General features: G+C 74.6%; 23 protein-coding genes and 1 pseudogene. 17 read left to right on the top strand and 7 right to left on the bottom strand.

The features are described from left to right. The first annotated feature begins 118 nt into the window (after positions 1–118). The 4 genes from ACIRBX_RS11450 (at position 119) to ACIRBX_RS11435 (ending at position 4,871) form a co-directional block, all read left to right on the top strand. Positions 119–1,414 (top strand): ROK family protein, encoded by a 1,296-nt coding sequence (locus ACIRBX_RS11450; protein ID WP_402295598.1) that lies wholly within the window; start codon positions 119–121, stop codon positions 1,412–1,414. A gap of 473 nt (positions 1,415–1,887) precedes the next feature. After that, entirely contained in the window at positions 1,888–2,931 is a 1,044-nt protein-coding gene (locus ACIRBX_RS11445; RefSeq protein WP_402295596.1) for an alpha/beta hydrolase, read from the top strand. 169 nt (positions 2,932–3,100) lie between these two features. Further along, entirely contained in the window at positions 3,101–3,829 is a 729-nt protein-coding gene (locus ACIRBX_RS11440) for a hemerythrin domain-containing protein (RefSeq protein WP_402295594.1), read from the top strand. Between the two features lie 85 nt (positions 3,830–3,914). Then, the gene (locus tag ACIRBX_RS11435) at positions 3,915–4,871 is read left to right on the top strand and encodes a DUF1152 domain-containing protein (protein WP_402295592.1); all 957 of its coding nucleotides are present in this window, start codon (positions 3,915–3,917) and stop codon (positions 4,869–4,871) included. 29 nt (positions 4,872–4,900) lie between these two features. Here ACIRBX_RS11435 and ACIRBX_RS11430 read toward each other — a convergent pair whose 3' ends face one another. The 4 genes from ACIRBX_RS11430 to ACIRBX_RS11415 all read right to left on the bottom strand — a co-directional run bounded on the left by ACIRBX_RS11430 (position 4,901) and on the right by ACIRBX_RS11415 (position 8,394). Continuing rightward, on the bottom strand, positions 4,901–5,584 hold the full coding sequence (locus ACIRBX_RS11430; protein WP_402295590.1) for a hypothetical protein: 684 nt from the start codon (positions 5,582–5,584) through the stop codon (positions 4,901–4,903). 113 nt (positions 5,585–5,697) lie between these two features. After that, on the bottom strand, positions 5,698–6,120 hold the full coding sequence (gene arr, locus ACIRBX_RS11425; RefSeq protein WP_402295589.1) for an NAD(+)--rifampin ADP-ribosyltransferase: 423 nt from the start codon (positions 6,118–6,120) through the stop codon (positions 5,698–5,700). A 106-nt stretch (positions 6,121–6,226) separates the two neighbouring features. Beyond that, complete coding sequence (locus tag ACIRBX_RS11420; RefSeq protein WP_402295588.1) at positions 6,227–7,240, bottom strand: ParB/RepB/Spo0J family partition protein; 1,014 nt, start codon at positions 7,238–7,240, stop codon at positions 6,227–6,229. Further along, positions 7,237–8,394: a ParA family protein gene (locus ACIRBX_RS11415; RefSeq protein WP_402295586.1), complete on the bottom strand. Its 1,158-nt coding sequence runs from the start codon at positions 8,392–8,394 to the stop codon at positions 7,237–7,239. Before ACIRBX_RS11415 ends, ACIRBX_RS11420 begins: the two co-directional genes overlap by 4 nt. 168 nt (positions 8,395–8,562) lie before the next feature. On the opposite strand from ACIRBX_RS11415, the gene ACIRBX_RS11410 reads away from it, so the two are divergent. After that, positions 8,563–9,324, top strand: coding sequence for an isocitrate lyase/phosphoenolpyruvate mutase family protein (locus tag ACIRBX_RS11410; protein WP_402295584.1), 762 nt, complete (start codon positions 8,563–8,565; stop codon positions 9,322–9,324). Between the two features lie 115 nt (positions 9,325–9,439). Here ACIRBX_RS11410 and ACIRBX_RS11405 read toward each other — a convergent pair whose 3' ends face one another. Together ACIRBX_RS11405 and ACIRBX_RS11400 are read right to left on the bottom strand one after the other, a co-directional pair. Continuing rightward, positions 9,440–9,988, bottom strand: a complete 549-nt coding sequence (locus ACIRBX_RS11405; RefSeq protein ID WP_402295582.1) for a DUF1697 domain-containing protein — start codon at positions 9,986–9,988, stop codon at positions 9,440–9,442. Between the two features lie 48 nt (positions 9,989–10,036). Next, positions 10,037–10,417 carry an arsenate reductase family protein gene (locus tag ACIRBX_RS11400; RefSeq protein WP_402295580.1) on the bottom strand — a complete coding sequence of 127 codons (381 nt, stop codon included), beginning with the start codon at positions 10,415–10,417 and terminating at the stop codon, positions 10,037–10,039. Between the two features lie 110 nt (positions 10,418–10,527). On the opposite strand from ACIRBX_RS11400, the gene ACIRBX_RS11395 reads away from it, so the two are divergent. From ACIRBX_RS11395 to ACIRBX_RS11375, 5 genes are all read left to right on the top strand, one after another. Next, positions 10,528–11,745: a cytochrome P450 gene (locus tag ACIRBX_RS11395; RefSeq protein WP_402295578.1), complete on the top strand. Its 1,218-nt coding sequence runs from the start codon at positions 10,528–10,530 to the stop codon at positions 11,743–11,745. A gap of 89 nt (positions 11,746–11,834) precedes the next feature. Next, entirely contained in the window at positions 11,835–12,743 is a 909-nt protein-coding gene (locus tag ACIRBX_RS11390) for a MurR/RpiR family transcriptional regulator (RefSeq protein WP_402295577.1), read from the top strand. Further along, positions 12,743–13,789 carry an N-acetylmuramic acid 6-phosphate etherase gene (gene murQ, locus ACIRBX_RS11385; RefSeq protein WP_402295575.1) on the top strand — a complete coding sequence of 349 codons (1,047 nt, stop codon included), beginning with the start codon at positions 12,743–12,745 and terminating at the stop codon, positions 13,787–13,789. The genes ACIRBX_RS11390 and murQ overlap by 1 nt, the downstream gene beginning before the upstream one ends. 40 nt (positions 13,790–13,829) lie before the next feature. After that, complete coding sequence (locus ACIRBX_RS11380) at positions 13,830–15,401, top strand: PTS transporter subunit EIIC (RefSeq protein WP_402295574.1); 1,572 nt, start codon at positions 13,830–13,832, stop codon at positions 15,399–15,401. Between the two features lie 284 nt (positions 15,402–15,685). After that, positions 15,686–15,892, top strand: a complete 207-nt coding sequence (locus ACIRBX_RS11375; RefSeq protein ID WP_402295572.1) for a DUF6011 domain-containing protein — start codon at positions 15,686–15,688, stop codon at positions 15,890–15,892. Positions 15,893–16,155: 263 nt separating this feature from the next. On the opposite strand, the pseudogene ACIRBX_RS11370 reads toward ACIRBX_RS11375, so the two are convergent. Then, positions 16,156–16,806: pseudogene (locus ACIRBX_RS11370) on the bottom strand (HAD family hydrolase). Between the two features lie 126 nt (positions 16,807–16,932). Between ACIRBX_RS11370 and ACIRBX_RS11365 the strand changes: the two are divergent. The 7 genes from ACIRBX_RS11365 (at position 16,933) to ACIRBX_RS11335 (ending at position 22,869) form a co-directional block, all read left to right on the top strand. Next, positions 16,933–17,175 (top strand): hypothetical protein, encoded by a 243-nt coding sequence (locus ACIRBX_RS11365; RefSeq protein ID WP_402295570.1) that lies wholly within the window; start codon positions 16,933–16,935, stop codon positions 17,173–17,175. A gap of 79 nt (positions 17,176–17,254) precedes the next feature. After that, positions 17,255–17,770: a pyridoxamine 5'-phosphate oxidase family protein gene (locus ACIRBX_RS11360; RefSeq protein ID WP_402295568.1), complete on the top strand. Its 516-nt coding sequence runs from the start codon at positions 17,255–17,257 to the stop codon at positions 17,768–17,770. A gap of 290 nt (positions 17,771–18,060) precedes the next feature. Continuing rightward, complete coding sequence (locus tag ACIRBX_RS11355) at positions 18,061–18,843, top strand: hypothetical protein (RefSeq protein ID WP_402295566.1); 783 nt, start codon at positions 18,061–18,063, stop codon at positions 18,841–18,843. 275 nt (positions 18,844–19,118) lie between these two features. Beyond that, positions 19,119–19,772, top strand: a complete 654-nt coding sequence (locus ACIRBX_RS11350) for a sigma-70 family RNA polymerase sigma factor (protein WP_402295565.1) — start codon at positions 19,119–19,121, stop codon at positions 19,770–19,772. Positions 19,773–19,912: 140 nt separating this feature from the next. Next, positions 19,913–20,146, top strand: coding sequence for a heavy-metal-associated domain-containing protein (locus ACIRBX_RS11345; RefSeq protein ID WP_402295563.1), 234 nt, complete (start codon positions 19,913–19,915; stop codon positions 20,144–20,146). Between the two features lie 144 nt (positions 20,147–20,290). Beyond that, on the top strand, positions 20,291–20,551 hold the full coding sequence (locus ACIRBX_RS11340; protein WP_402295561.1) for a hypothetical protein: 261 nt from the start codon (positions 20,291–20,293) through the stop codon (positions 20,549–20,551). Then, positions 20,548–22,869 (top strand): heavy metal translocating P-type ATPase, encoded by a 2,322-nt coding sequence (locus ACIRBX_RS11335; RefSeq protein ID WP_402295560.1) that lies wholly within the window; start codon positions 20,548–20,550, stop codon positions 22,867–22,869. The genes ACIRBX_RS11340 and ACIRBX_RS11335 overlap by 4 nt, the downstream gene beginning before the upstream one ends.

Here is a 22,869-nt window from a genome sequence, read left to right as displayed (position 1 = left end):
AGCGGCGGGTCGGGGGAGGGCGGGGCGGCTTGGCGGGACGTACGGGGAGGTGACGCGGGCCACGGGGCCCGCCCGGGGTGATCGCTAGAGTGTCCGGAGGGAGAGCGCAGGGAGAACCGTGGAGAAGCAGGACGGCAGACCGACCGGTCTGGTCACCTCGGGCCAGCGGGCCGAGCTGATGCGGCAGGGCAACGCCTCCTCGGTGCTGCGCGCCGTGCTGGCCTACGGGCCGGTCTCGCGGGCCGAGATCGCCCGGCACACCGGGATCTCCGCGCCGAGCGTGACCAAGCTGACCGCCGCCCTGATCGAGGCGGAGCTGCTCACCGAGCTGGCCCCGGTGGAGCCGACCCAGGGCCGCCCCCGGGTGCCGCTGGCGCTGGACGGCGACCGGGTGGTGGCGCTCGGCCTGCACATCGGACTGCTGCGCACCACCTACGGACTGGTCGGCCCGGACGGCAGCGTGGTGGCCGAGCGCGAGGTGCTCCACCACGAACTGCCGGACCTCTCCCCGGAGCTGATCGTCGACCAGGCGGTGGCCGGGGTGGACGCGTTCCTCAAGGACCGGCTCGGCGACCGCCACCTGGTCGGGACGGGCGTGACCATCGGCGGCTGGGTGGACGGCGCGCGCGGTCTGGTGGTGGAGCACGGCCCGCTCGGCTGGCGGGGCGTCAGGCTGCTGGAGCTGCTGGAGGGCCGGCTGCCCGGACCGGTGGTGCTGGAGCAGACGGTGCGTGCGATCGCCCGGGCCGAGCTGTGGTTCGGGGCCGGCCGGGAGACCGACGACTTCGTGCTGGTGATGATCGGCAACGTGCTGGGCGCCGCGATCGTGGTGGACCGCACCGTGCACCGGGGCCCGGCCGCCGCCGCCGGGGCGATCGAGCACCTGCTCGCCACCGACGACCCGGACGCCCCCCGCTGCCCGGTCTGCGGAGCGGCCTGTCTGGTCGTCACCGCCTCGGACACCGCGCTGGTCGCCGAGGCCCGGCGGCTGGGCGTGCTGCCTCACCGGGGTCTGGCGGACGACCCGGACGGCGCTGACTCGCTGGCCCTGGAGCGGCTGATCGCGCTGGCCCGTCCGGCCGGTTCGGGCAGCGGTGACGAGCGGGCGCAGGACCTGCTGCGGATCCGGGCCCGGCGGGTCGGCCGCGCGGTGGCCGGGATGGTGGACCTGCTGAACCCGAGCAAGGTGGTGCTGGCCGGCGGCATCCTGGTCGCCGACGAGTACCTGGACGAACTGCGCACCGAGGTCGGCCGCCGCAGCCACCGGGGCCTGGCGGTGGCCGACGACATCCTGCCGGCGGTGTTCGGTTCGCGGACGCTGGTGCGGTCCTCGGCGGTGCCGGTGCTGGAGCGGGTGATCACCGAACCGTTCACCGCGCTCGGTCTGCTCCGCTCCCAACCTGCCGGGGCGTGAGACCGGACGCGTGTGGCCGTGGCGTGACGCCGGTCCGGTGCGCGGGGCCGGTGAGCGAGCCCGGTCCGGCGGTGACGTCGGCGCGGTGACTCGGACGGGGTGAATTCGGCGGGGTGACTCCGGCCACCTCCGGGCCTGTGACGCTGGTCACGTCAACCGCCCGTCCCGGCCGCCCCGTTGGCGCCCCTGGCGGCCCGGGGCCGTTCGAACGCGCAGCGACCCCGCCGAACGGCGGGGGCCGCCCCCGTCGGACGGCGGGAACGTCCGGGCCGGGGGCCGAAGATCGCAACCAGCCTTCACCGGGCCCGCGTCGTAGGATCACGGACGGCACACCTGCCCCGCCGGGCGCGGGTCGCCGACCAGGGTCGGCGCTCCGGACACCCCCGGTGGCCTCAGGAGACGCCCGGCCCGGGCCCTGCCCCGGGGCCCTCGTCCGGAGTCGTCCGGGCGATCGAACGCTCGGAGAGAAGACCTTGCTGCTGAAGCCCGCCCGCACTGTCCTGGCCGCCGCCGGTGCCCTCGGTCTGGCCGTGAGCCTCGCCGCCTGCGGCAGTTCACCGGCCCCGACCGGCGACGGCGCCAAGGGCGGCAAGGACGGCTCGGCGGCTGCCCGGGACGGGTCCTCCGGTTCGCCCTCGGCGGCCCAGAGCAGCACCCCGCCGCCGAAGCCGAGCAAGGTGCTGATGCCGAGCGGCCCGGCGGCCGACCTCAAGAAGGTCCGGGACACCGCGGCCGGCCCGATCATGATGACCACCCTGACCGGCGCCAAGTCCGGTGTGAGCGGCAAGGTCTGGGTCTGGCTGCCGCCCGAGTACGGCGACCCGAAGTTCGCCAAGACCGGCTTCCCGGTGCTCACCCTGTACGCGGGCGGCCAGAGCGCGGGCTACAACACCTGGACCGACAACCAGCTGCCGATCCAGGAGATCGGCGCCCAGCTCTCCAAGGAGGGCAAGGCCCACCCCTTCATCCTGGTGATGCCGGTACAGAACCTCGAAACCGCCGAGGCCAGGGCGCTGGAGTGCAGCGACATCCCCGGGCAGCCGAAGATCGGCACCTGGATGTCGCAGGACATCCCGGACTTCGTGAAGGCCAACTTCCGCACCGTCAAGGGCCGGGACGGCTGGGGCCTGATGGGCGCCTCCACCGGTGCGTTCTGCAGCGCCAAGCTGGCGATGGCGCACCCCGACGTGTTCAAGGCGGCCGTCCCGATCGACGGGTACTTCAACCCGGACTCCCCGCTCTGGAAGGGCCACGAGGCCGAGCGGCTGGCCAACAGCCCGGACCAGCTGATCGCCACCAGCAAGGCCGACGTGCGGATGCTCGCCACGGCGGGCGGGGCCAACGCCTACGAGACCAAGCTGGTGAAGGCCTGGGTCGCCAAGGCCGCCGCCCCGACCACGGTCGAGTACTACGAGCAGCCGGGCGGCAAGCACCTCACCTCGGACTTCAAGAAGATGATCCCGGTCACCCTGGAGTGGCTATCGAAGAACCTGGCCGGGCCGCAGAGCGACGACTGAGGGCACCGCGCGGAGTGTGGTGCTGACGGACCGTCAGGGTTCTGACCTGCGCGTCAATCGGACATTGATTCGACCCTGATGGTCTGTCATCACCCTGGAGACCATGCCGGGGCGCCGTCGAGTGCGGTGCCGGCCCGGCTCGGTCTCAGCCAGTCGTGAAGAGAGTGCCATGCCCAGCCACCTGCTGCCCGTCGAGTCCCCGAAGGCCACCGCCCCCGCGGACGCTCCGCGTGAGACGCAGCCCGCCGCCGAGGCGGTCCCGTTCGCCGGGGTGACCCTGGTGCACGCCGCGCTCCGCCGCGACCTGGCCCGGATCCCCAACGCCCTGCGCCTGCTCCAGCCGGACGACGCCGCGACCGCCGGGGCGATCCAGCGGCACTGGGACTTCCTGACCGCGATGCTCACCTGCCACCACGAGCAGCAGGACAGCCGGCTGTGGCCGCTGCTGCGCCGCTTCGCGCCCGAACTCCGGCTGCTGCTCAACTGGTTGGAGTCCGACCACCACAACCTGGACCACTCCTTCACCCGGGTCACCACCCTGGTCCGGATCGCCACCCGGGACCCTGCGAGCAGCTGGTCGGTGGCGTACGCGGTGGAGGAGCTGGCCGCCCGGCTGGAGACCCACCTGCGGATCGAGGAGCGGCAGTTGCTGCCCCGGATGGAGGGCGTCTTCCCGGCCGGTTCGCGGATCGGCACCCTGCCCGAGCTGCTCGACCTGATCCGGGCCGCCGACGGCCCCGGCACCTCCGACGCGCTGGCCTGGCTGCTGGAGGGCGTCGACCCGGAGCTGGTGGACCGGCTGCTGGCCGACTGCGACGACACCACCGCCCGGCACTGGCCGCACTGGCGGGACACCTACGCCCGCTGCACGGACGAGCTCTGGGGCCCGCGCCCCTGACGTCCGGCTCGGGGGCCCGCACCCCTGACACCGGACCCCGGGGCCCGCGCTCCTGGCGTCCGGCCGGGTGGCCTACGATGCGCGGATGCCGTTCGAACCGCAGCTGATGACCCGTCTGAAGGACGCCCGCCGGGTGCTGGTCGCCGGAGCCGGGGGAGGCTTCGACGTCTACGGCGGGCTCCCGCTGGCCCTGGAGCTGCGCGCGGCCGGTGCCGAAGTGCACCTGGCGAACCTGTCGTTCAGCCACCTCTACGGTCTGCCGAACGAGGTCTGGCACGCCCCCGAGCTGGCCAGGATCACCCCGGACACCGCCTCGGCGGAGAGCTACTTCCCGGAGCGCACGCTGGCCCGCTGGCTGCGCCTGCACGGACTCCCGGACACCGTCTGGGCGTTCGGCTCGGTCGGGGTCAAGCCGCTGCGGGCCGCCTACCGGGAGCTGGTGCGGCACCTCGGCATCGACGCGATCGTGCTGGTGGACGGCGGCACCGACATCCTGATGTGCGGGGACGAGGCCGGTCTCGGCACCCCGGAGGAGGACATGGCCAGCCTCGCGGCGGTGGCCGGCCTGCGCGAGGTGGAGACCCGGCTGGTGGCCTGCCTCGGCTTCGGGGTGGACGCCTACCACGGCGTCAACCACTCGCTGGTGCTGGAGAACCTGGCCGCCCTGGAGCGCGACGGCGGGTACCTCGGCGCCTTCTCGCTCTCCCGGGACAGCCGGGCCGTCCAGCTCTACCTGGACGCCGTCGAGCACGCCCGGGCCGCCTGCCCCGAGCACCCCAGCATCGTCCAGGGCTCGGTGGCGGCCGCCGTGCGCGGCGAGTTCGGCGACGTGCGCTTCACCGAGCGCACCAGCGGCGGCCGGCTCTTCGTGAACCCGCTGATGACGATGTACTTCTCCGTCACGGTGGAGGCGCTGGCCGCCCGGAACCGCTACGTCGACCGGATCGAACGCACCGTGCTGATGCGTCAGATCAGCTCGGTGATCGAGGAGTTCCGCGACGAGCTGCCGGCGCAGCGACCGCCGCGCCAGTACCCGCACTGAGCCGACCCGGGGCCCGCCCGGCCCTCCGCTCAGCTGCCGCCCCCGCCGCCGGTGCCGCCGTTCGAACCGCCGTAGCCGCCGGTCTCGACGGTCTCCAGGCGACGCCGGACGACCAGCTCGACCTCCAGGCCGAGCTCGGGGCCGACCGCTCCGGGGCCGGCGGCGGCCAGTGCCTGCCGCAACTGCCGGTGCAGGGCCTCGGGATCGGTCAGCCGGTGGGACAGTTCGGTGGGCCGGATCGGGCGGCCGTACCGCGTCAGCACGTGCAGGGTGATCTTCTGGGAGACGGGTGGGGAGCCCTCCTTGCGCGAGAGCGTGATCTCGTGGTCGATCACGATCCGCTCGATGGAGGTGGCCGGCCGCGGCGGGTCCGTCCGGCTGCCCCGGATCACCGTCACGGTGTCCGGCGCCGCGGCCGGGGAGAACCGCAGCCGGTGGGCGGCCTGCCGGGCGTTGCGCAGTGCCGCCGCAGCGTTGGCCAGCAGCGCGAGCACGGTGGTGATCACCAGCAGGACCCACAGCGGAAGGGGCACGCGGTCGAGGAGCAGCGCCAGGGTGACGTACACCACCAGCCCGCCGAGCACGCCGATCACCACCGTGCCGAGAGTCTCCACGGCCCACTGCCGGGCGGCGAAGGCGAGCGGCCCCCGGCCCTCGCGGAGCACCAGGTCGATGTGGTCGGGAGGTGAACTGTCCAGCCGGGCACGGTTCATGACACCACGGTAGGGAGGTCCGGGGGCCGGCGGAAGGGGGCGGGAGCGTGATCGGTCCGTCCCCTCGCCGCCGGATCGACGCCGGAGAGACGCCACCGCAGCGCCGGGGAGGGCTAGTTAATGATCTCGCCCTGTCCGCCCGCACGGATCGCGGTGAGACGCTCCCGCCAGAGGAGGAGCGCGTCGGGGGTGAGCCGCGTCCAGTCGTGGACCTCGGCGACGATGCGGAGCGGTTCGGTGCTGCGGTAGGAGCGGGTGGGGTTGCCGGGGAACTTCTTGTCGGTGACGTTCGGGTCGTTCTCGAACTCCCCGGTGGGCTCGACCAGGTACACCCTCGGCTGGCCGACTCCGGCGGCGAGCTCGGCGGCGAGTTCGGCCGCGAGGCCGGCGCCGTCGCGGAGGGCCGTGAAGTAGATGTGGTTCATGACGATCTCGGGCCGGTAGTTGGAGCGGAAGCCCGCGGTCAGGAGGTCTCCGACCTGCAGGTCAGCCGTCGTACCGTGGAAGAACGGCCCCGTGTCCAGCATTTCGCTCATCGCCACAGCTTACGAGTCCGGCCGGGCCGCCCGCTCGAACGGTCCGGGGGTGGGGGGGGGGGCGGGGGCCCCCCCCCCCCCCCCCCCCCCGGCCCCGGCGGTGTGCTCAGAGCAGGGCGCGGAGCGCCTCGACCAGGGCGAGGAATCCGTCGTCGTCGAGGTGGGCGCGCAGGACTGCGGCCTGCTCGCCGGCGGTCCCGCCGAGAAGGGCGGTCAGGTCCGGGCCGGCGCCGGGCGTTCGCGGGGCGGCCGACCCGGCGGACGTCTGCTGCGGGAGCGAGGCGGTCCGGTCCGCTGCGGTGTTGTCCGCGGACAACACCGGGGCGGGGTCGGCGGTCGTCGCCCTGGCGGCTTCCAGGAGCGCCTTCGCCGAGCCCCGCCTGTCCCGCTCGGCCTCCCGCAGGTCGCTCTCCATCCGGAGGAGCGCCTCGACGGTGAGGGTGGTGTCCTCCTTGAGGGCCCGGGCGAGGCGGCGGGCGTAGCGCTCGGCCATCGTCCCGGTGATCAGCATGTGCTGGATCTCCTGGGGGAGGGTGAGGAGGGCGACCTGGTTGCCCACCCAGGAGCGGTCGCGGCCCCGGCGGCGGGCGACCTCGGCGGCGTTGCCCTCGCAGGCGCCGAGCAGGTCACGGATGCCGCGGGCCCGCTCGATGACGTTGAAGTCGTTGCGGTCCTCGTTCTCCAGCAGGAGGTTGTCGAGGAAGTCGGCCCGCGAGGTGGCGAGGTCGTCGCGGACGACGAAGTCCAGGCGGTCGAGGGTGGCGAACCGGGCGGCCTGGAAGCGGCGTTCGCCGTTCAGGATGACGTACTCGGCGCCCGGGTTGACCAGCCGGTGCTCGGGCCAGAGCCTGCGGTAGGCGTCGACGGTGACGGCCACGCACGGCGTGAGCTGACGGACCGCCAGGCTCTCGCCGAAGGCGAGCTGCTCGGCCTCGGTGCCGAAGTCCTTGCGGGGGTTGACGGGGGTGGGGGTGACCTTGGTGAGCTCGATGCGGAGGAGTTCGTAGCCGGGGAGGGTGCCTTCGGCGATGGCCTTGGCCCGGCCGCGTTCGCTGCGGTGGGTGCGGGTGGCGAGGCTGCCGAAGCCGCCGGCCCCGAGGCGGTCTGCTGTCGTGGTCACCGGGTGATGCTCCTCGCGATGGTGCGCATGATGTCGGCCTGTTCGCTGTCGGGGGCGTGGGTCAGCAGGGGCTGCTTGACCCGGACGGCTTCGCGCTGGTCCTTCAGGTCGGGGACGATGCCGATGACGGCCGGTGTCCCGAAGCTCTGCCAGCCGGCGAGGGAGCTGTTGACCACGTAGCCCTTGCGGGGGTTGAAGAGGTTGACGACGAATCCGAGGTCGCCGATGACGATCTTCAGGTCTCCGGCGAGGGAGTCGATCTGGTCGCGCAGCAGCTCGTAGGCGTCGAGCGAGGAGTCCTCGGCCTGGACCGGGATGACGAGGCCGGACCGGCCCTCGTCCTCGCCGTCGCGGGTGCGCACGTAGTAGAGGGCGTTGTCCATGGCGTAGCCGAGGCTGGGAGGGCAGTCGACGACCACGACGTCGTACTCCTTCTCCAGGTCGGCGAGCGCCTTCTCCAGGGCGGTCTCCTTGACCCGGAGCTCGCGGGAGGTGACGAGCCTGGCGTCGAGCAGGAAGCCGTCGGTGCAGGCCGGCAGGAGGTGGAGGCGGTCCTCGATGCCGTGCCCCTCGACGCCGACGGTGAGGCCGCGCAGGTCCTGGCCGGCCTCGCCGGCCATCGCCTTGGTGAGGCTGGCGCCCTTGAGGGGGAGGTGGTCGTGGCCGAGCTGCTTGGTGAGGTGGCCCTGGGGGTCGAAGTCGACCATCAGGACGCGGTGGCCCATCTCGGCGAGGGCGGTGGCGAGGCCGGCGGTGAGGGCGGTCTTGCCGACGCCGCCCTTCTGGTTGGCGAGGGCGATGCGGCGGGGTGCGCCGGCGGCGGTGCGGGTGTGCCGGGGGAGCGGGTGGCTGTCGAGCCAGAGGCGGATGGCCTGGCCGAGGGCCTGGTGGTAGGGGACGCCGCGCTGGGAGCAGTCCGCCCGGAAGTCCTTGTAGAGGTCGGAGGGGACGTAGGTGGAGAACGAGGAGCCGCGGCTGGTGTCGACGGGTGCGAGGGGCCCGTCGGTCCGACGCCACGCCAGGATGCCCTGGGTGACGGCGTCCTGGATGTCGATGCCGACGGTGGCGGCCCGGATCCTCAGCTCGCGGCGCAACTGCTGGGGGAGCTTGGCGACTACCTTGTCCCGGCCGTCGGGCGGACTCTGTGCGGTCATGGGGGAGCTTAGGCACCGCGCGGACGCCGTTGCCGTCCCCGACACGCGTCTCTGCGGAAGTATCTGACGTTTTGTCTGTTTCATCCCCTGTCGGGGTGAGGGGCGCGTGTCGTCGGCCCGGTGTTGCGTCGGCCTTTGGAACCGGAGCGCCGGGGTAGCTTCCTCGGCATGGACCTTCACATCACCGTCGAACGGGCCCAGCGCCTGAAGAAGTTGCACGCCGAGCACCGGCCGCTGGTGCTCCCCACCGTGTGGGACGTCTGGTCCGCGCGGACCGCCGCCGGTGCCGGCTTCCCCGCGCTCACGATCGGCAGCCACCCCCTCGCCGACTCGCGCGGGGCCAAGGACAACGAGGGCCAGACCTTCGAGGAGGTGCTGGCCGCCGTCCGGCCGATCATCGCGGCGGTCGACGTCCCGGTGTCCGTCGACCTGGAGGCCGGGTACGGGCAGTCCCCCGCGGATCTGATCGCCGGGCTCACGGAGGCGGGAGGTGCGGGCCTCAACATCGAGGACACCGTCCACTCGGAGGGCGGGCGCGTGCGGAGCACCCGCGAGCACGCCGACTACGTCGCCGGTCTGCGGGCAGCCGCCGACGACGCGGGCGTCCCCGTCTGGATCAACGGGCGGACCGACCTCTTCCTGCACGCGGAGGACGCCGCCGCCGTCCTCGACGAGGCGGTCGAGCGGTTGCTGGCGATGGAGCAGGCGGGTGCCGACAGCGTCTACCCCGTCCGGATCCAGGACGACGACGAGCTGCTCGCAGCGGTGACCGGGGCGCTCACGGTGCCCGTCAACTCCACCGCCCACCCGGTCAAGCACGACCTCGACCGGTTCCGTCGGCTCGGCGTCGGCCGGATCACCTACGGCCCGCTGCTGCAGATCGCACTGACGGACGCGATGAAGGGGATGCTCGCTCCGTGGTCGAGCTGAGCCGCTGAGCCGCTGATCCGGCGACGGGTCGGCGGCAGGTCGGTGGGTGTTGTCCGCGGACAACACCCACCGCGAGCCCGTGCACCGGCCGCGCCGCTCCGCCCCGGCGACGGGCTCAGGGCTTCCGGGCGGCGGCCAGGATCTTGACGGTGGTGTGGAAGAACCGCGAAGTGCCCTGCCCGGTGTAGGACTTGGGGAAGGACTTGGCCGGGTCGCCGCTGAGCCGGCCGTTCCTCAGGCGGAACACCGTGCAGGCGGCGCCCGGTGTCGCGGAGAGGATCTCCCAACTGCCCTTCGGGTCTGCCACCGGGTACTCCAGGTCGGCCGGCAGCGGCTCGGAGAGGAACACCACGCAGAGCCGCACGTCCGGCGTCACCTCCACGCCGGCGAACGGATCGGCCTCGACCACCGCCGCCACCTCGTCCACGGTGCGGAGCATCACCGGGACGGCGAAGTCGAGTTCGGCCGCGAGGTGACGCTCGATCCGGGCGGTGAGCGCGGCGCGGTCGGTCTCCTCGGTGTCGAAGAAGACGTTCCCGCTCTGGATGTAGCTGCGGACCCTGGTCAGGCCCAGATCGGCGAAGAGGGCGCGCAGCCGCTCCATCTTCACCGTCCGCCCGCCGACGTTGACGGCCCGGAGGAAGGCGATGTAGGTATCGGTCACCCGGGCAGTCTGGCAGGCCCCACCGTCACCCGGGCCCCGGCGCGGCCGTCAGCCGTTCTCCGGCGCCGACGGCGCCGGTACCACCGACGCCAGCGCCTCCGGCGTGCGGGCGACCACGGCGTGGCCGTCGTCGGCGGTGATGATCGGACGCTGGATCAGGATCGGGTGCTCGGCCAGGGCTGCGATCCAGCGGTCGCGGTCGGCGGCGGTGCGGCCCCACTGCCTGATGCCCAGCTCCTTGGCCACCGCCTCGTCGGTGCGGGTGATGTCCCAGGGCTCCAGCGCCAGCCGGTCGAGCACCTGCTCCAGCTCGGCCGCGCTCGGCGGGTCCTCCAGGTAGCGGCGGACGGTGTACTCCGCCCCGGCCTCGTCCAACGCGCCGACGGCGACACGGCACTTGGTGCAGCGCGGGTTGATCCAGATCTCCATGCGGACCAACATACCGAGCCCGCCGTTCCGCTCCGGGGAGGCGGTCGCCGGGAACTCGTCGGTACGCCCACCGGTTGATCGTACGGATGGTCGACCGGGGAGGGGTGTCCATGGACGGCGAACGGATCATCGGTGACCTGATGGGCCCGCAGGGACGGGCGGACCCGTACCCGCTGTACCGGAGGGCGCACGCCCTCGGGCCGGCCGTCGCGGCGGGTGAGGGGGCGGTGCTGGTCTCCGGGTACCACGAGGTCAACCAGGTGCTCCGGTCCACCGCCTTCCGGGTGCCGGACGCGGTGCTGCGCGAGCGCTGGGAGGAGGGCTTCCTCGACCACAGCTCCAAGACGCTGTTCAGCCGCTCGATACTGGAGACCAACGCGCCGGACCACGCCCGGATGCGCTCGCTGATCGCCTCGGTCTTCACCGCCCGCCGGGTGGCCGCGCTGGAGCCGGCCGTCCGGGCGGCGGTGGCGGAGCTGCTGGACGACCTGGCCGAGGCGGGGACGGGCGGGGAGCCGGTCGACTTCATGGACGCCTTCGCCTTCCGGCTGCCGGTCGGGGTGATCTGCGAGCTGCTGGGGGTGCCGAAGCAGGACCGCTACCGGTTCCGCCCGCTGGCCTCCGACCTGACGGCGGCGCTGGAGATCCTGGTCTCCGACGAGGAGCTGACCGCCGCCGACCGGGCGGCCGACGAACTCGCGGGCTACTTCACCGAGTTGGCCGCCCGGCGGGCCGCGGAGCCGGCCGATGACCTGGTCAGCGCGCTGGTCCGGGTGGCCGCCGAGGACCCGGGCCGGATCGCCGGACGGGAGCTGCTGGCCAATCTGGTGCTGCTGCTGGTGGCCGGCTTCGAGACCACCACCAACCTGCTGGGCAACGGGCTGGCGCTGCTCTTCGACCACCCCGCCGAGCTGGCGGCGCTGCGCGAGGGCCGGCTCCCGGCGGCCGGCCTGGTGGACGAGGTGCTGCGCCACGACTCGCCCGTGCAGCTCACCTCCCGGATCTCGCTCGACGACGAGCTGAGCGCGGGCGGCGTCCCCACCCCGTACGGCACCGCCCTCTTCCTGCTGATCGGCGCGGCCAACCGGGACCCGTCCCGCTACCCCGACCCGGACCGCTTCGACCCCTACCGCACCGACAGCCAGCCGCTCAGCTTCGGCGCCGGTGCGCACTTCTGCCTCGGTGCCCAACTCGCCCGGCAGGAGGCCGTGGTGGCGATGCCGGAGCTGCTCCGCCGGTTCCCCGGCCTGGCCCCGGCGGGCGAGCGCACCCGCACCGACCGGCTGGTGCTGCGCGGCTACCGCACCCTGCCGGTCACCCTGGGGTAGCGCCGGGCGGCCCCTCGGGCCGAAGGTCCCGGCCGATTCGGTGACCTTCGGTCGGTGCGCGGGAGGGTCGCTGAAAATATCCTTCAGGTGTGAGCACTTCGGAGAAGGAAACCTTCACCCGCCCGCCGGCGGCCCGGATCAGGGCCCGGCAGGCGGAGATGACCCCGGCGATGAGCCGGGTGGCCGAGGCGGTGGCGGCCGACGCCGCCGGGTGCGCCCGGCTGAGCGTCACCGAACTGGCCGCCCGCACCGGCACCAGCGAGGCCACCGTGGTGCGCACCGCCCGGCTGCTCGGCTACCCCGGCTACCGGGACCTGCGGCTGGCACTCGCCGAGGACGCCGCCCGCCGCCCGGCCCCGGTGCCGGCCGTCACCGGGGACATCGCGGTGGACGACCCGCTCGCCGAGGTGATCGCCAAGCTGGCCCGGGACGGCCGCCGCACGCTGGCCGACACCCTCGAACTGCTCGACCCGGAACGGCTGGCGGCGGCGGTGGCCGCCATCGCCTCGGCCCGCCGGATCGAGGTCTTCGGCATCGGCGCCTCCGGCCTGGTCGCCCAGGACCTGATGCAGAAGCTCCAGCGGATCGGCCTGCTCGCCCAGGCCCACGCCGATCCGCACCTCGCCCTCACCGCCGCCGTCCAACTGCGACCCGGCGACGTGGCGGTGGCCGTCTCCGACTCCGGCGCCACCCAGGACGTACTGGAGCCGCTCACCCGGGCCGCCGGGAACGGCGCCACCTCCATCGCGCTCACCGCCCGCCCGGACTCGCCGCTGGCGCGGGCCGCCGATCTGGTGCTGGCCACCAGCAGCGGCTACGAGACCTCGCTGCGCCCGGCCGCGCTGGCCTCCCGGCTGAGCCAGCTGTTCGTGGTGGACTGCCTCTGCGTCGGGGTGGTCCAGCGCACCTACGAGACCGCGGCCCCCGCACTGGCCGCCACCTACCAGGCCCTGGCGCCCCGCCGCGGCCGTACCACCCCGAAGAAGGGTCACTCCTGATGACCGCTCAGCCCGCCACCGCCGCCGGGTCCGCCCCCGCAGGACCTGCACCCGAAGGACCTGCACCCGAAGGACCTGCCCCGGCAGGGTCTGCTGCCGCAGGGTCCGCTGCCGCAGGGCAGCACACCGCGCCGTACGCCGAACTCCGGGCGCAGCTGGAGACCCTGGCCACCGAGGCGTTCCGCCCCGAACTGGCCGAGATCGACCGGCTCTCCACCCTGGAGATCGCCACCCTGATGAACGGTGAGGACCGCACCGTGGCCGAGGCGGTGGCCCGCCGCCTGCCGGAGATCGCCGCCGCGATCGACGCCACCGCCGAGCGGATGGCCCGGGGCGGCCGGCTGGTCTACGCGGGGGCCGGCACCGCCGGACGGATGGGGGTGCTGGACGCCAGCGAGTGCCCGCCCACCTTCAACACCGCGCCCGGCCAGGTGATCGGCCTGATCGCGGGCGGCCGGGAGGCGATGGTGCAGGCCGTCGAGGGGGCGGAGGACAGCGTCGAGCTGGCCGAAGCCGACCTGGCCGCGCTGGAGTTGACCCCGGACGACGTGGTGGTCGGGATCTCCGCCTCCGGCCGCACCCCCTACGCGGTCGGCGCGGTGGCGTACGCCCGCCGGCTCGGTGCGCTCACCGTCGGGCTCTCCTGCAACGCCGACTCCGCGCTCGGCGCCGCCGCCGAGCATCCGGTGGAGGTGGTGGTCGGCCCCGAACTCCTTACCGGCTCCACCCGGTTGAAGTCCGGCACGGCCCAGAAGCTGGTGCTCAACCTGCTCTCCACCGTCACCATGATCCGGCTCGGCAAGACGTACGGGAACCTGATGGTCGACGTCCGGGCCTCCAACGAGAAGCTCCGGGCCCGCTGCCGCCGGATCGTCGCCCTGGCCACCGGCGCCGACGACGCCACCGTGGAGGCCGCCCTCACCGCCACCGACGGCGAGGTCAAGAACGCCATCCTGGTGGTCCTCGCCGAGGTGGACGGCCCGACCGCCGCCCGCCTCCTCACCGAACACCACGGCCACCTGCGCGCAGCGCTGCTCGCGGTCTGACCCCGAACCCCGAACCACCCCTCCAGCAAGGCAGAGCACCATGACGGACGACAAGAACCGCGCCACCGCCGCCGCGATACTTCCGCTGGTCGGAGGCCCCGGCAACATCACCTCCATCGCGCACTGCATGACCCGCCTGCGCCTCGGGCTCCGGGACCGCTCACTGGTCCGGGAGGACGAACTCAAGGCGCTCCCGGCGGTGTTGGGCACCGTCGAGGACGACACCTACCAGATCGTGCTCGGTCCCGGCACCGTCGCCAAGGTCACCCCGGAGCTCCAGGCACTGGTGGACGCCGCGCCCGCCTCCCGCAGTGCCGAGCAACTCGCCGACCGCGGCGCCGAGATCAGGGCGGCCCGGAAGGCGAAGAACGCCACCCCGGTGAAGCTGATGCTCCGCCGGATCGCCAACATCTTCGTCCCGTTGATCCCGGCCCTGATCGGCTGCGGCATCGTGGCCGGCCTCAACGGCCTGCTGGCGAACCTCGGTTGGCTGCCCTCCCTGGTGCCCGCGCTGGGCGCGATCGCCTCCGGCTTCATGTCGCTGATCGCGGTCTTCGTCGGCTACAACACCGCCAAGGAGTTCGGCGGCACCCCGATCCTGGGCGGTGCGGTCGCCGCCGTGATCCCGTTCGCCGGGGTCGCCAAGGTCACGGTGTTCGGCGAGACCCTGTCACCCGGACAGGGCGGTGTGCTGGGAGCCCTCGGGGCGGCGCTGCTCGCGGTGTACGTCGAGAAGTGGTGTCGGCGCTGGGTCCCCGAGGCGCTGGACGTGCTGGTCACGCCGACCCTCACGGTGCTGCTGACCGGGCTGGTCACGCTCTACGGCCTGATGTTCCTGGCCGGTGAAGTCTCCACCGCCATCGGCTCGTTCGCCACCTGGCTGCTGGCCGGCGGCGGGGCGCTGGCCGGCCTGGTGCTCGGCGGCCTCTTCCTCCCGCTGGTGATGCTCGGCCTGCACCAGGCGCTGATCCCGATCCACACCACGCTGATCGAGCAGCAGGGGTACACCGTGCTGCTCCCCATCCTGGCGATGGCCGGAGCCGGCCAGGTCGGCTGCGCGATCGCGGTCTACTACCGCCTGCGCCGCAACGGCTCGATCCGGGCCACCATCAAGTCCGCCCTCCCGGCCGGATTCCTCGGCGTCGGCGAGCCGCTGATCTACGGGGTCTCCCTCCCGCTCGGCCGCCCCTTCGTCACCGCCTGCATCGGCGGCGCGGCCGGCGGCGCCTTCGTCGGACTCTTCAACCAGCTGGGCACCACGGTCGGTTCGACCGCCATCGGCCCCTCCGGCTGGGCCCTCTTCCCGCTCATCCAGGGCGACCGGAGCCTGGCCTTCACCATCGCCGTCTACGCGGGCGGCCTGCTCACCGGCTACCTGGTCGGCTTCCTGGCCACCTACTTCTTCGGCTTCACCCGGCAGATGCTCACCGAGCTTAACGCCGAGCCGGTGCCCGCCGCGACGGTGGACGGGCCCGCCGGGGCGGCGGGGGCTGAGGGGTCGGCGGGGGAGCCGGCTGCGGTGCCGGCTGCGGTGCCGGGTGCGGTGCCGGCGGAGGCGCCGGCCGGCCGTCCGGCCGAGGCCCGTCCGGACCGGGCTCCGATCGGGGTCTGACCACCTCCGACCGCCGACCGCCGATCGGGAGCCGAGCTCACCGGTCGGCGGTCGGCGGTGTCCGGGGGGTCATTCGCGGGCGGCGGCAGCGGCGGCGAAGAGGCCGCCGAGGCCGAGGGCGACCAGCAGGGCGATGAGGATCTTCCACGTCTTCGTCATGACCTTCCCAACTGCCCGGCGGGCACTGCGGAAACGTCTTGTCACCCGAGCAGCCGGTGGGCCGCCGGGAGCGCTCGGGCCGCCCGGCGGTGGTCCGGGGGCGGACGGTCCGTCAGACTGGCCCGATGCAGTCCGACGAGCCCGCCCTCATCCCCGCCCCGGCCGGTGCCGGTGCCGCCGCCGCCGAGCCGCCGGTGCTGCGCTGCCGCCGCTGCGGCCGTCCGCTGCACGACCCGGAGTCCCGCATCCTCCGACTGGGACCGGGCTGCCGGGGGCCGGAGGAGGGCACCAAGGTCGTGCCCGGCGAGCAGGACTCCCTCCCAGGGCTGTGAGCCCCCGCCCGCCCGGTCGGAGCGCGGGGTCCGGGCGCGGGCCCGATGGCTCGCCCGTCGCCGACTGGTGGGTGGCTCGGGTGGGTGGCCCGGTGCGGACCTGGCCGGTGTCCGCAGGGGTGAGGGCCCGGGGTCAGACCGTGGCCACCAGGGCGGGGGTTTGGGCTCGGGCTCGATCGTGGCTCTGATGGCTCGCCCGGTCCGCGATCGGTGGGTGGCCCGGTGCGGGCCCGGCTGGTGTCCGCAGGGGTGAGGGCCCGAGGTCAGACCGTGGCCACCAAGGCGGGGAGGTCCCGCATGTCGGTGAAGACCGTGGTGCCCGGGCCCGCGAGCCAGGCGGCCGGGGTCAGCCCGCCCGCTTAGCCGAGCGAGCGCATCCCCGCCGCCCGGGCGGCCTGCACGCCGTAGCGGCTGTCCTCGACCACCACGCAGGCCGCCGGGGCGACGCCCGATCGCCGGGCGGCGTGCAGGAAGAGGTCCGGTGCGGGCTTGCCCCGGGCGACCTCGGTGGCGCTGAAGAACCGGCCTTCGAAGTGTTCGTACAGGCCGGTGCGTCCGAGGGTGTGCCGCATCTTGGCGTGCTCGCCGCTGGAGGCCACGCAGGTCGGCAGGGTGAGCCCGGCCAGTGCCTCGGCGATGCCGTCCACCGGGAGCAGTCCGGCGTCCACCGCCTCCGCGTGCCGCCGGGCGAACAGCTTCTTCCAGAGCGTCCCGGCCTCCGGCCCGAGGCGCTCGGTCCACTGCTCGGCGATCGAGGTGGAGGAGCGGCCGATGAAGCGCTCCACCACCTCGTCGGCGGTGAGCGGCCAGCCCAGCTCGGCGCCGATCTCGACATTGACCCGGACGGCGATCCGCTCGCTGTCGACCAGGACGCCGCCACAGTCGAAGATCACCAGTTCGATCGCTCCGTTCATCCCGGCAGGATAGGAGGACCGGGCGGAGCGGGCTGACGGCGGGTCAGGGAATCCCGGATCGGGCGCACGTTCGTGTACGGTTCGCGTCTGCCCCCCGCGCCCGCACCCGTGAACCCTGGACCAGCCGTGAACCCGTACGCCCAGCCCTCCGCGCCCCGCAGCGCCACCGACCGCCTGCTGCGCGTCGGTGCCCTGCTGTTCCTCCCGCCGGTGGCCGCGATCTGGCTTTGGGACTCGCGGCGCCTGCACGTGGCGGCCAAGCTGGTGCTCACCGTCTGGTGCGTGCTCGCCTCGCTGTTCTGGATCGACGTGATCATCGGCCCGAACGACAAGCCGGCCACTCGGGCGGTGGCGTCCGCCCGGGGCTGATGCCGACGGGCGCTCAAGGGCGCTGCCGGATTGCGGAATTCGGCGGCGCGGCCGGCCCCGGGGGAGGGAGGCTGTCGCCATGACCACTGAGAGCCCTGAGAACACCGTGAACCCTGAGACCGCGGTGGACGGTGTGACGGACGAGACCGCCGCGCCCAGAAGCCGCGCCCAGCGCCGCCGTGACACCGAGCACCGGCTGGCCACCGACGTGGACGTCTGGGTGGCCACCGCCTCCCAGGAGGGCGTTCCGTACCTGGTGCCGCTCTCGTTCGCCTGGGACGGCACCGCGCTGCTGGTGGCCACCCCGGCGGGGAGCCCGACCGGGCGGAACCTCGCCGCCTCCGGGACGGTCCGGCTGGCGCTGGGGCCGACCCGGGACGTCACGATGATCGAGGGCCGGGTGGAGTACCTGGAGATGGCGGACCTGCCGGCCGACGAGCGGGCCGCCTTCGCCGCCCGGACCGGATTCGACCCGGCGGCCTCGACCACCCGGTACCGCTGGTACCGGATCACCCCGCTCCGCATCCAGGCGTGGCGGGAGGCGGACGAGCTCTCCGGTCGCGAACTGATGCGCGACGGCGCGTGGTTGGCCTGACCGTACCCGCTCCGGCCCCGGGTGGTACTTCTCACATCGCCGCCCGGGCGCCCGGGCCGACCGAGGGCCGTGCTCCGGCGGCGCGGTATCCGCGCAGGTCAGCCCGGTGCGGTGGGACGGCACGGGGCGGTGCGGAGACGGCGCCCACCCAGCAGTCGGCCGCCGGGGCCGTCCGGTTCCCGGCCGTCCGGGGTGACCTCGGCCACGTGGCCCGAACGGACTGACGGAGCGTCGGTACCCCCGGAAGGCGGGTCCCCGGCGGGCTCCGATGGTGCGACGATGAGTCCGCCATGGAGTCGGGACGGTACGTGCGAGCGGGGCGGGCTGCGGTGTTCGCCGCCGCCTGCGTGCTGCTCGGCGCGGCCGGGCACGTGCTGATGTCCGGTGTCCCGCTGCCCGGGTGGGCACTGCCGGCCGCCTTCGGAGCGGTCGGGGCGCTCGGCTGGCTGACGGCCGGCCGGGAGCGCGGACCCCTGCTGATCACCGGTCTCACCGTGGGGGTGCAGGCCGCGCTGCACGTGCTCTTCTCGCTCGGCCAGGCGACCGCCACCCCGGCGGGTGCCGGCGCCGACAGCACCGCCGTGCAGTGGGCCAGGCTGCTGCTCTGCAACGGTCACCCGCTCACCCCCGGCGAGGCCGCCCGCTTGGTCGAGGACGCCGGGCTTGACCTGGACTCCCTCGGCCCGCCGGTCACCGGTCTCTCCGCCTTGGTGGTCCCGGCCACCTCGTCCGCGCACGCGCACGCCGCCGCCGGACACCTGCACGCGGCCGGGGCGGATGCCCCCGCCGCCCACCAGATGGCCGGCGGCGGCTTCGGCATGCTCGCCGCCCACCTGGTCGCCGCCCTGCTGCTCGGCCTCTGGCTGGCAGCGGGCGAACGGGCGGTGTACCGCCTCGGCCGGACCGTCGCGGCCTGGCTGTTCGCGCCGGTGCTCCTGCTGCTCCGGGCCTGTGCCCCGGCGCCCGCGCCGCGCCCGCGCCGCCGTCAGGAGCCGCCGTCGCGGCTCCGGCTGCTGCTGCTCGTCCACGCCCTCACCTCTCGGGGACCGCCGTTCGGGACCGCCGTCCTCTGACGGCCCGTCACCCCGGGGCCCGCCCCGGCCGACGCCGCGCCCGAACGGGCCGCGGCGCCGCTGCCGCGCGCCCGTGTGCCCCGGGCCGGTCCTGCGGCCGTCCGCGCCGCTCCCGCCTCCGAGAAAGACCCACGGCGTTGAACCCTGCCCTGTCTGCTCCGGTCCTGCCGGTCTCCGTCCCTGCTCCTGCTCCTGCCCCTGCTCCTGCTCGTGCGCGTGCCCTGGCCGTCCCGGCCGCGTCGCCGACCGCCCACCCGCCGGCCGCTCCCGTGCCGGTGCCGACTCCGGCCCCCCGGACGGCCGCCGCCCGGCGGGCCGGCCACGACGATCCGACCGTCACCGCCTGGGCGCTGGCCGCCCGGGAGGGTGACCCGGCCGCCGTGGAACTCTTCGTCCGGGCGACCCGGATGGACGTCTGGCGCTACGTCACCCACCTGAGCGGCGAGCCCCAGGCGGCCGACGACCTCACCCAGGAGACCTTCCTGCGGGCGCTGCGCAGCCTGCCCCGCTTCGAGGCCCGCTCCTCGGCCCGCACCTGGCTCCTGTCGATCGCCCGCCGGACGGTGATCGACCGCTTCCGCTTCGCCGCCGCCCGCCCCCGACTGCTGGACACCGACGACTGGCAGACCGCCGTCGAACGCTCCCAGACCGGCGGACTGCCCGGTTTCGACGAGGGTGTCGCGCTGGCCGAACTGCTGGCCGCCCTCCCGGACGAGCGGCGGGAGGCGTTCGTGCTCACCGCCGTGCTCGGCCTTCCGTACGAGGAAGCGGCCCGGCGGACCGGCTGCCCGGTCGGCACCGTCCGCTCCCGGGTGAACCGGGCCAGGGCCGCGCTGATCCGTCAACTCACGGAGGCCGAGCGGCAGTCGACGGCTCCGCCGGCGGCCGTCACGGCCCCGGCTCGGGCGCCGGTCGGCTGCGCGGCCTGACCGGTTCCCGGAACCACACGATGGGGGCACCGGGCGGCGTGTCCCGGTGCCCCCGGCCCCGGGGTGCGCTGTCGTGGACGCTCACCGGGCCCCGTCGTCCGACCCTGCCCGACCACCTCCGATCTCCCAGGAGCACACCCATGTCCACCACCGCTGCCGCCGCCGTCACCACCGTCCTCACCGTCGGGGGCATGAGCTGCGGTCACTGCGAGCGGACCGTCAGCGCTGCGCTGTCCGCCCTGCCGGGCGTGACCGACGTGACCGCCGAGGCCAAGGCGGAGCGGGTCACCGTCGCCTCGGCCGCCGCACTGGACGAGGCGGCCGTCCGGGCCGCCGTCGAGGGGGCGGGTTTCACGTACACCGGCCGGGCCTGACCGTCCGTCGGCTCCGGACGGCCTGTTCGGCCGTCCGGACCGCCGTTCACCGCCCTCCGCCCGTCGGCTGGTCCCGTGCGTCCGATCCGGTGACGGATCGCGGGGCACGGGAACTCGGCCGGGCCCGGCTCCGACTGCTCCGGTGTGAACGCAGACGCCACCACCTCCGCCGCAGCCGGGCCGGGCCCCCGGCCGTCCGCCCTCCTGCTGGGCTTCGCCCTGCTGCTCGCCCTGGTCTTCGCGGGGGCCTTCGCCGCCGGGAAGGCGGTGGGCCCGGTCGCCCCGGGGCTGCGGCCCGCCGGTGGTGACAGCGGTCCGGCCCACGGGGACACGGGCGGCGCGGGCGACATGGACGGCATGGGCGGCATGGGCGGTCACCGGACGGGGCCGGGGGCGGGCCGGTGAGTGCCACTCCTCCGGGCAGCCTGACGTCCGACGCGTCGTCAGCCACCCCCGCCGACCCGGGCGCCGTCACCGACCTCCGGGTGGGCGGCATGACCTGTGGTGCCTGTGTGGGCCGGGTGGAGAAGCGGCTGACCCGCCTGCCGGGCGTCACCGCAGCGGTCAACCTGGCCACCGGCCGGGTCCGGGTCGGCCACCCGGCCGGGCTGCCGGCCGCCGAGCTGATCGCCGCCGTCGAAGCCGGCGGCTACACCGCCGAGTTGGTCCCGACCCAGCCCGAGAGTGCCCCGCACGCCCCGGACGGCACCGCCCCGGAGCCGGCCGCCGCCGCGCGGGAGCGCCGGGACGAGGTGGTCCGACTGGCCGTCACGGCGGTCCTCGCGCTGCCGGTGCTGGCGTTGTCGATGGTGCCGTCCTGGCAGTTCCCGGCCTGGCAGTGGGTCTGCTTCGGGCTCGCGCTGCCGGTGGTCGGCTGGAGCTCGGCGGGCTTCCACCGGCGGGCCTGGCGCGGGCTGCGGCACGCCACCGCGACCATGGACACCCTGGTCAGCCTGGGGGTGATCGCCTCCTTCGGCTGGTCCGCGTACGCGCTGCTGCTGGGCGGGGCCGGTGATCCGGCGATGCGGATGCCGTTCTCGCTGACCGCCGGGGGCGGCGGGGCGGCCCACGTCTACCTCGAAGCCGCCGTCGGCGTACCGCTGTTCGTGCTGGCGGGGCGGCTGCTGGAGGGACGGGCCCGGCGGCGCGGCGGGGCCGCGCTGCGCGCCCTGGCGGTGCTCGGCACCCGTGAGGTCTGCCTGCGCGAGGGTGCCGCCGAGCGCACCGTCCCGGTCGAACTGCTGCTGCCGGGACAGGAGTTCGTCGTCCGGCCGGGCGAACGGGTGGCCACCGACGGGGTGGTGGTCGAGGGCGGCTCCGCGCTCGACCTGAGCGTGCTGACCGGGGAGAGCGTGCCGGTCGAGGTCGGCCCCGGCGACCAGGCGCCCGGCGCGGCGCTGAACGTCGGAGGGGTGCTGGTGGTGCGGGCCACCGCCGTCGGCGCGGACACCCAACTGGCGCGGATCGCCGCCCTGGTGGCCGAGGCGCAGACCGGCAAGGCGAAGGCGCAGCGGCTGGCGGACGCGGTGGCCGAGGTCTTCGTGCCGGTGGTGCTGGCCGTCGCGGTCTGCGTGCTCGGCTTCTGGCTCGGCGCGGGCGCCGACCCGCAGGCGGCGGTCACCGCCGCCGTCGCGGTGCTGGTGGTGGCTTGCCCGTGTGCGCTCGGCCTGGCCACCCCGACCGCCCTGCTCGCCGCGACCGGGCGCGGAGCCGAACTCGGCGTGCTGGTCCGGGGGCCGGAGGCGCTGGAGAGCCTGCGCCGGGTGGACACCGTGGTCCTGGACAAGACCGGCACCCTGACCACCGGCCGGATGACGCTGGCCGGGCTCACCGCGCTGGAGGGCGTGGACCCCGAACGGGTGCTGCGGCTGGCCGGCGCGCTCGGACACCGCTCGGAGCACCCGGTGGCAAGGGCGGTCGCCGAGGCGGCCCGGCAGCGCTGCGGTGAACTCCCGTCGGTGGAAAGCTTCGTGGCCACCGCCGGACTCGGCGTGGAGGGCACGGTGGAGGGGGCTGCGGTCCGGATGGGGCGCCCGAGCGCCGGGCTCGACGCACCCGGGCTGTCGGCGGCGCTGGCCGAGGCCGACACCGGGGGCCGGACCTCGGTGCTGGTCGAGCTGGACGGCCGCCCGGTGGCGGTGCTGATGGTCGGCGACGCCCTGCGGGCGGGCAGCTGGCGGGCGGTGCACCGGCTGCGCCGGCTCGGCCTGGAGGTGGTGCTGCTGACCGGTGACCGCCCCGGCCCGGCCCGCGCGGTGGCCGAGGAGCTGGGCATCCGCACCGTGCACGCCGCCGCCACCCCGGCCGGCAAGGCCCAGGTGATCGGGCAACTCCGCGCCGCAGGACGGACGGTGGCGATGGTCGGGGACGGTGTCAACGACGCCGCCGCGCTGGCCACCGCCGACCTCGGCATCGCGCTGGCCTCCGGCACGGACGCGGCGATCGGGGCGGCCGGGCTGACCCTGGTCCGGGGCGACGTGGAGACCCTGGTGACCGCGGTCCGGCTGGCCCGCCGCACCCTCGGCACCATCCGGGTCAACCTGCTCTGGGCCTTCGGCTACAACGTGGTGCTGCTACCGCCCGCCGCCCTCGGGCTGCTCAATCCGATGCTGGCCGCCCTGGCGATGTCGGCCAGCTCGGTCCTGGTGGTGGCCAACAGCCTGCGGCTGCGCACCTGGCAGCCGGGTGGCACGGTCAAGTCGGCTACGGCGAGGGTACGTTGA

Origin of the sequence: Kitasatospora sp. NPDC096147 (assembly GCF_044763225.1) — a bacterium.
Lineage (GTDB): Bacteria > Actinomycetota > Actinomycetes > Streptomycetales > Streptomycetaceae > Kitasatospora.
Note: the sequence above shows the minus strand (reverse complement) of the source record. Positions and strands in the feature narration are given on the sequence as shown.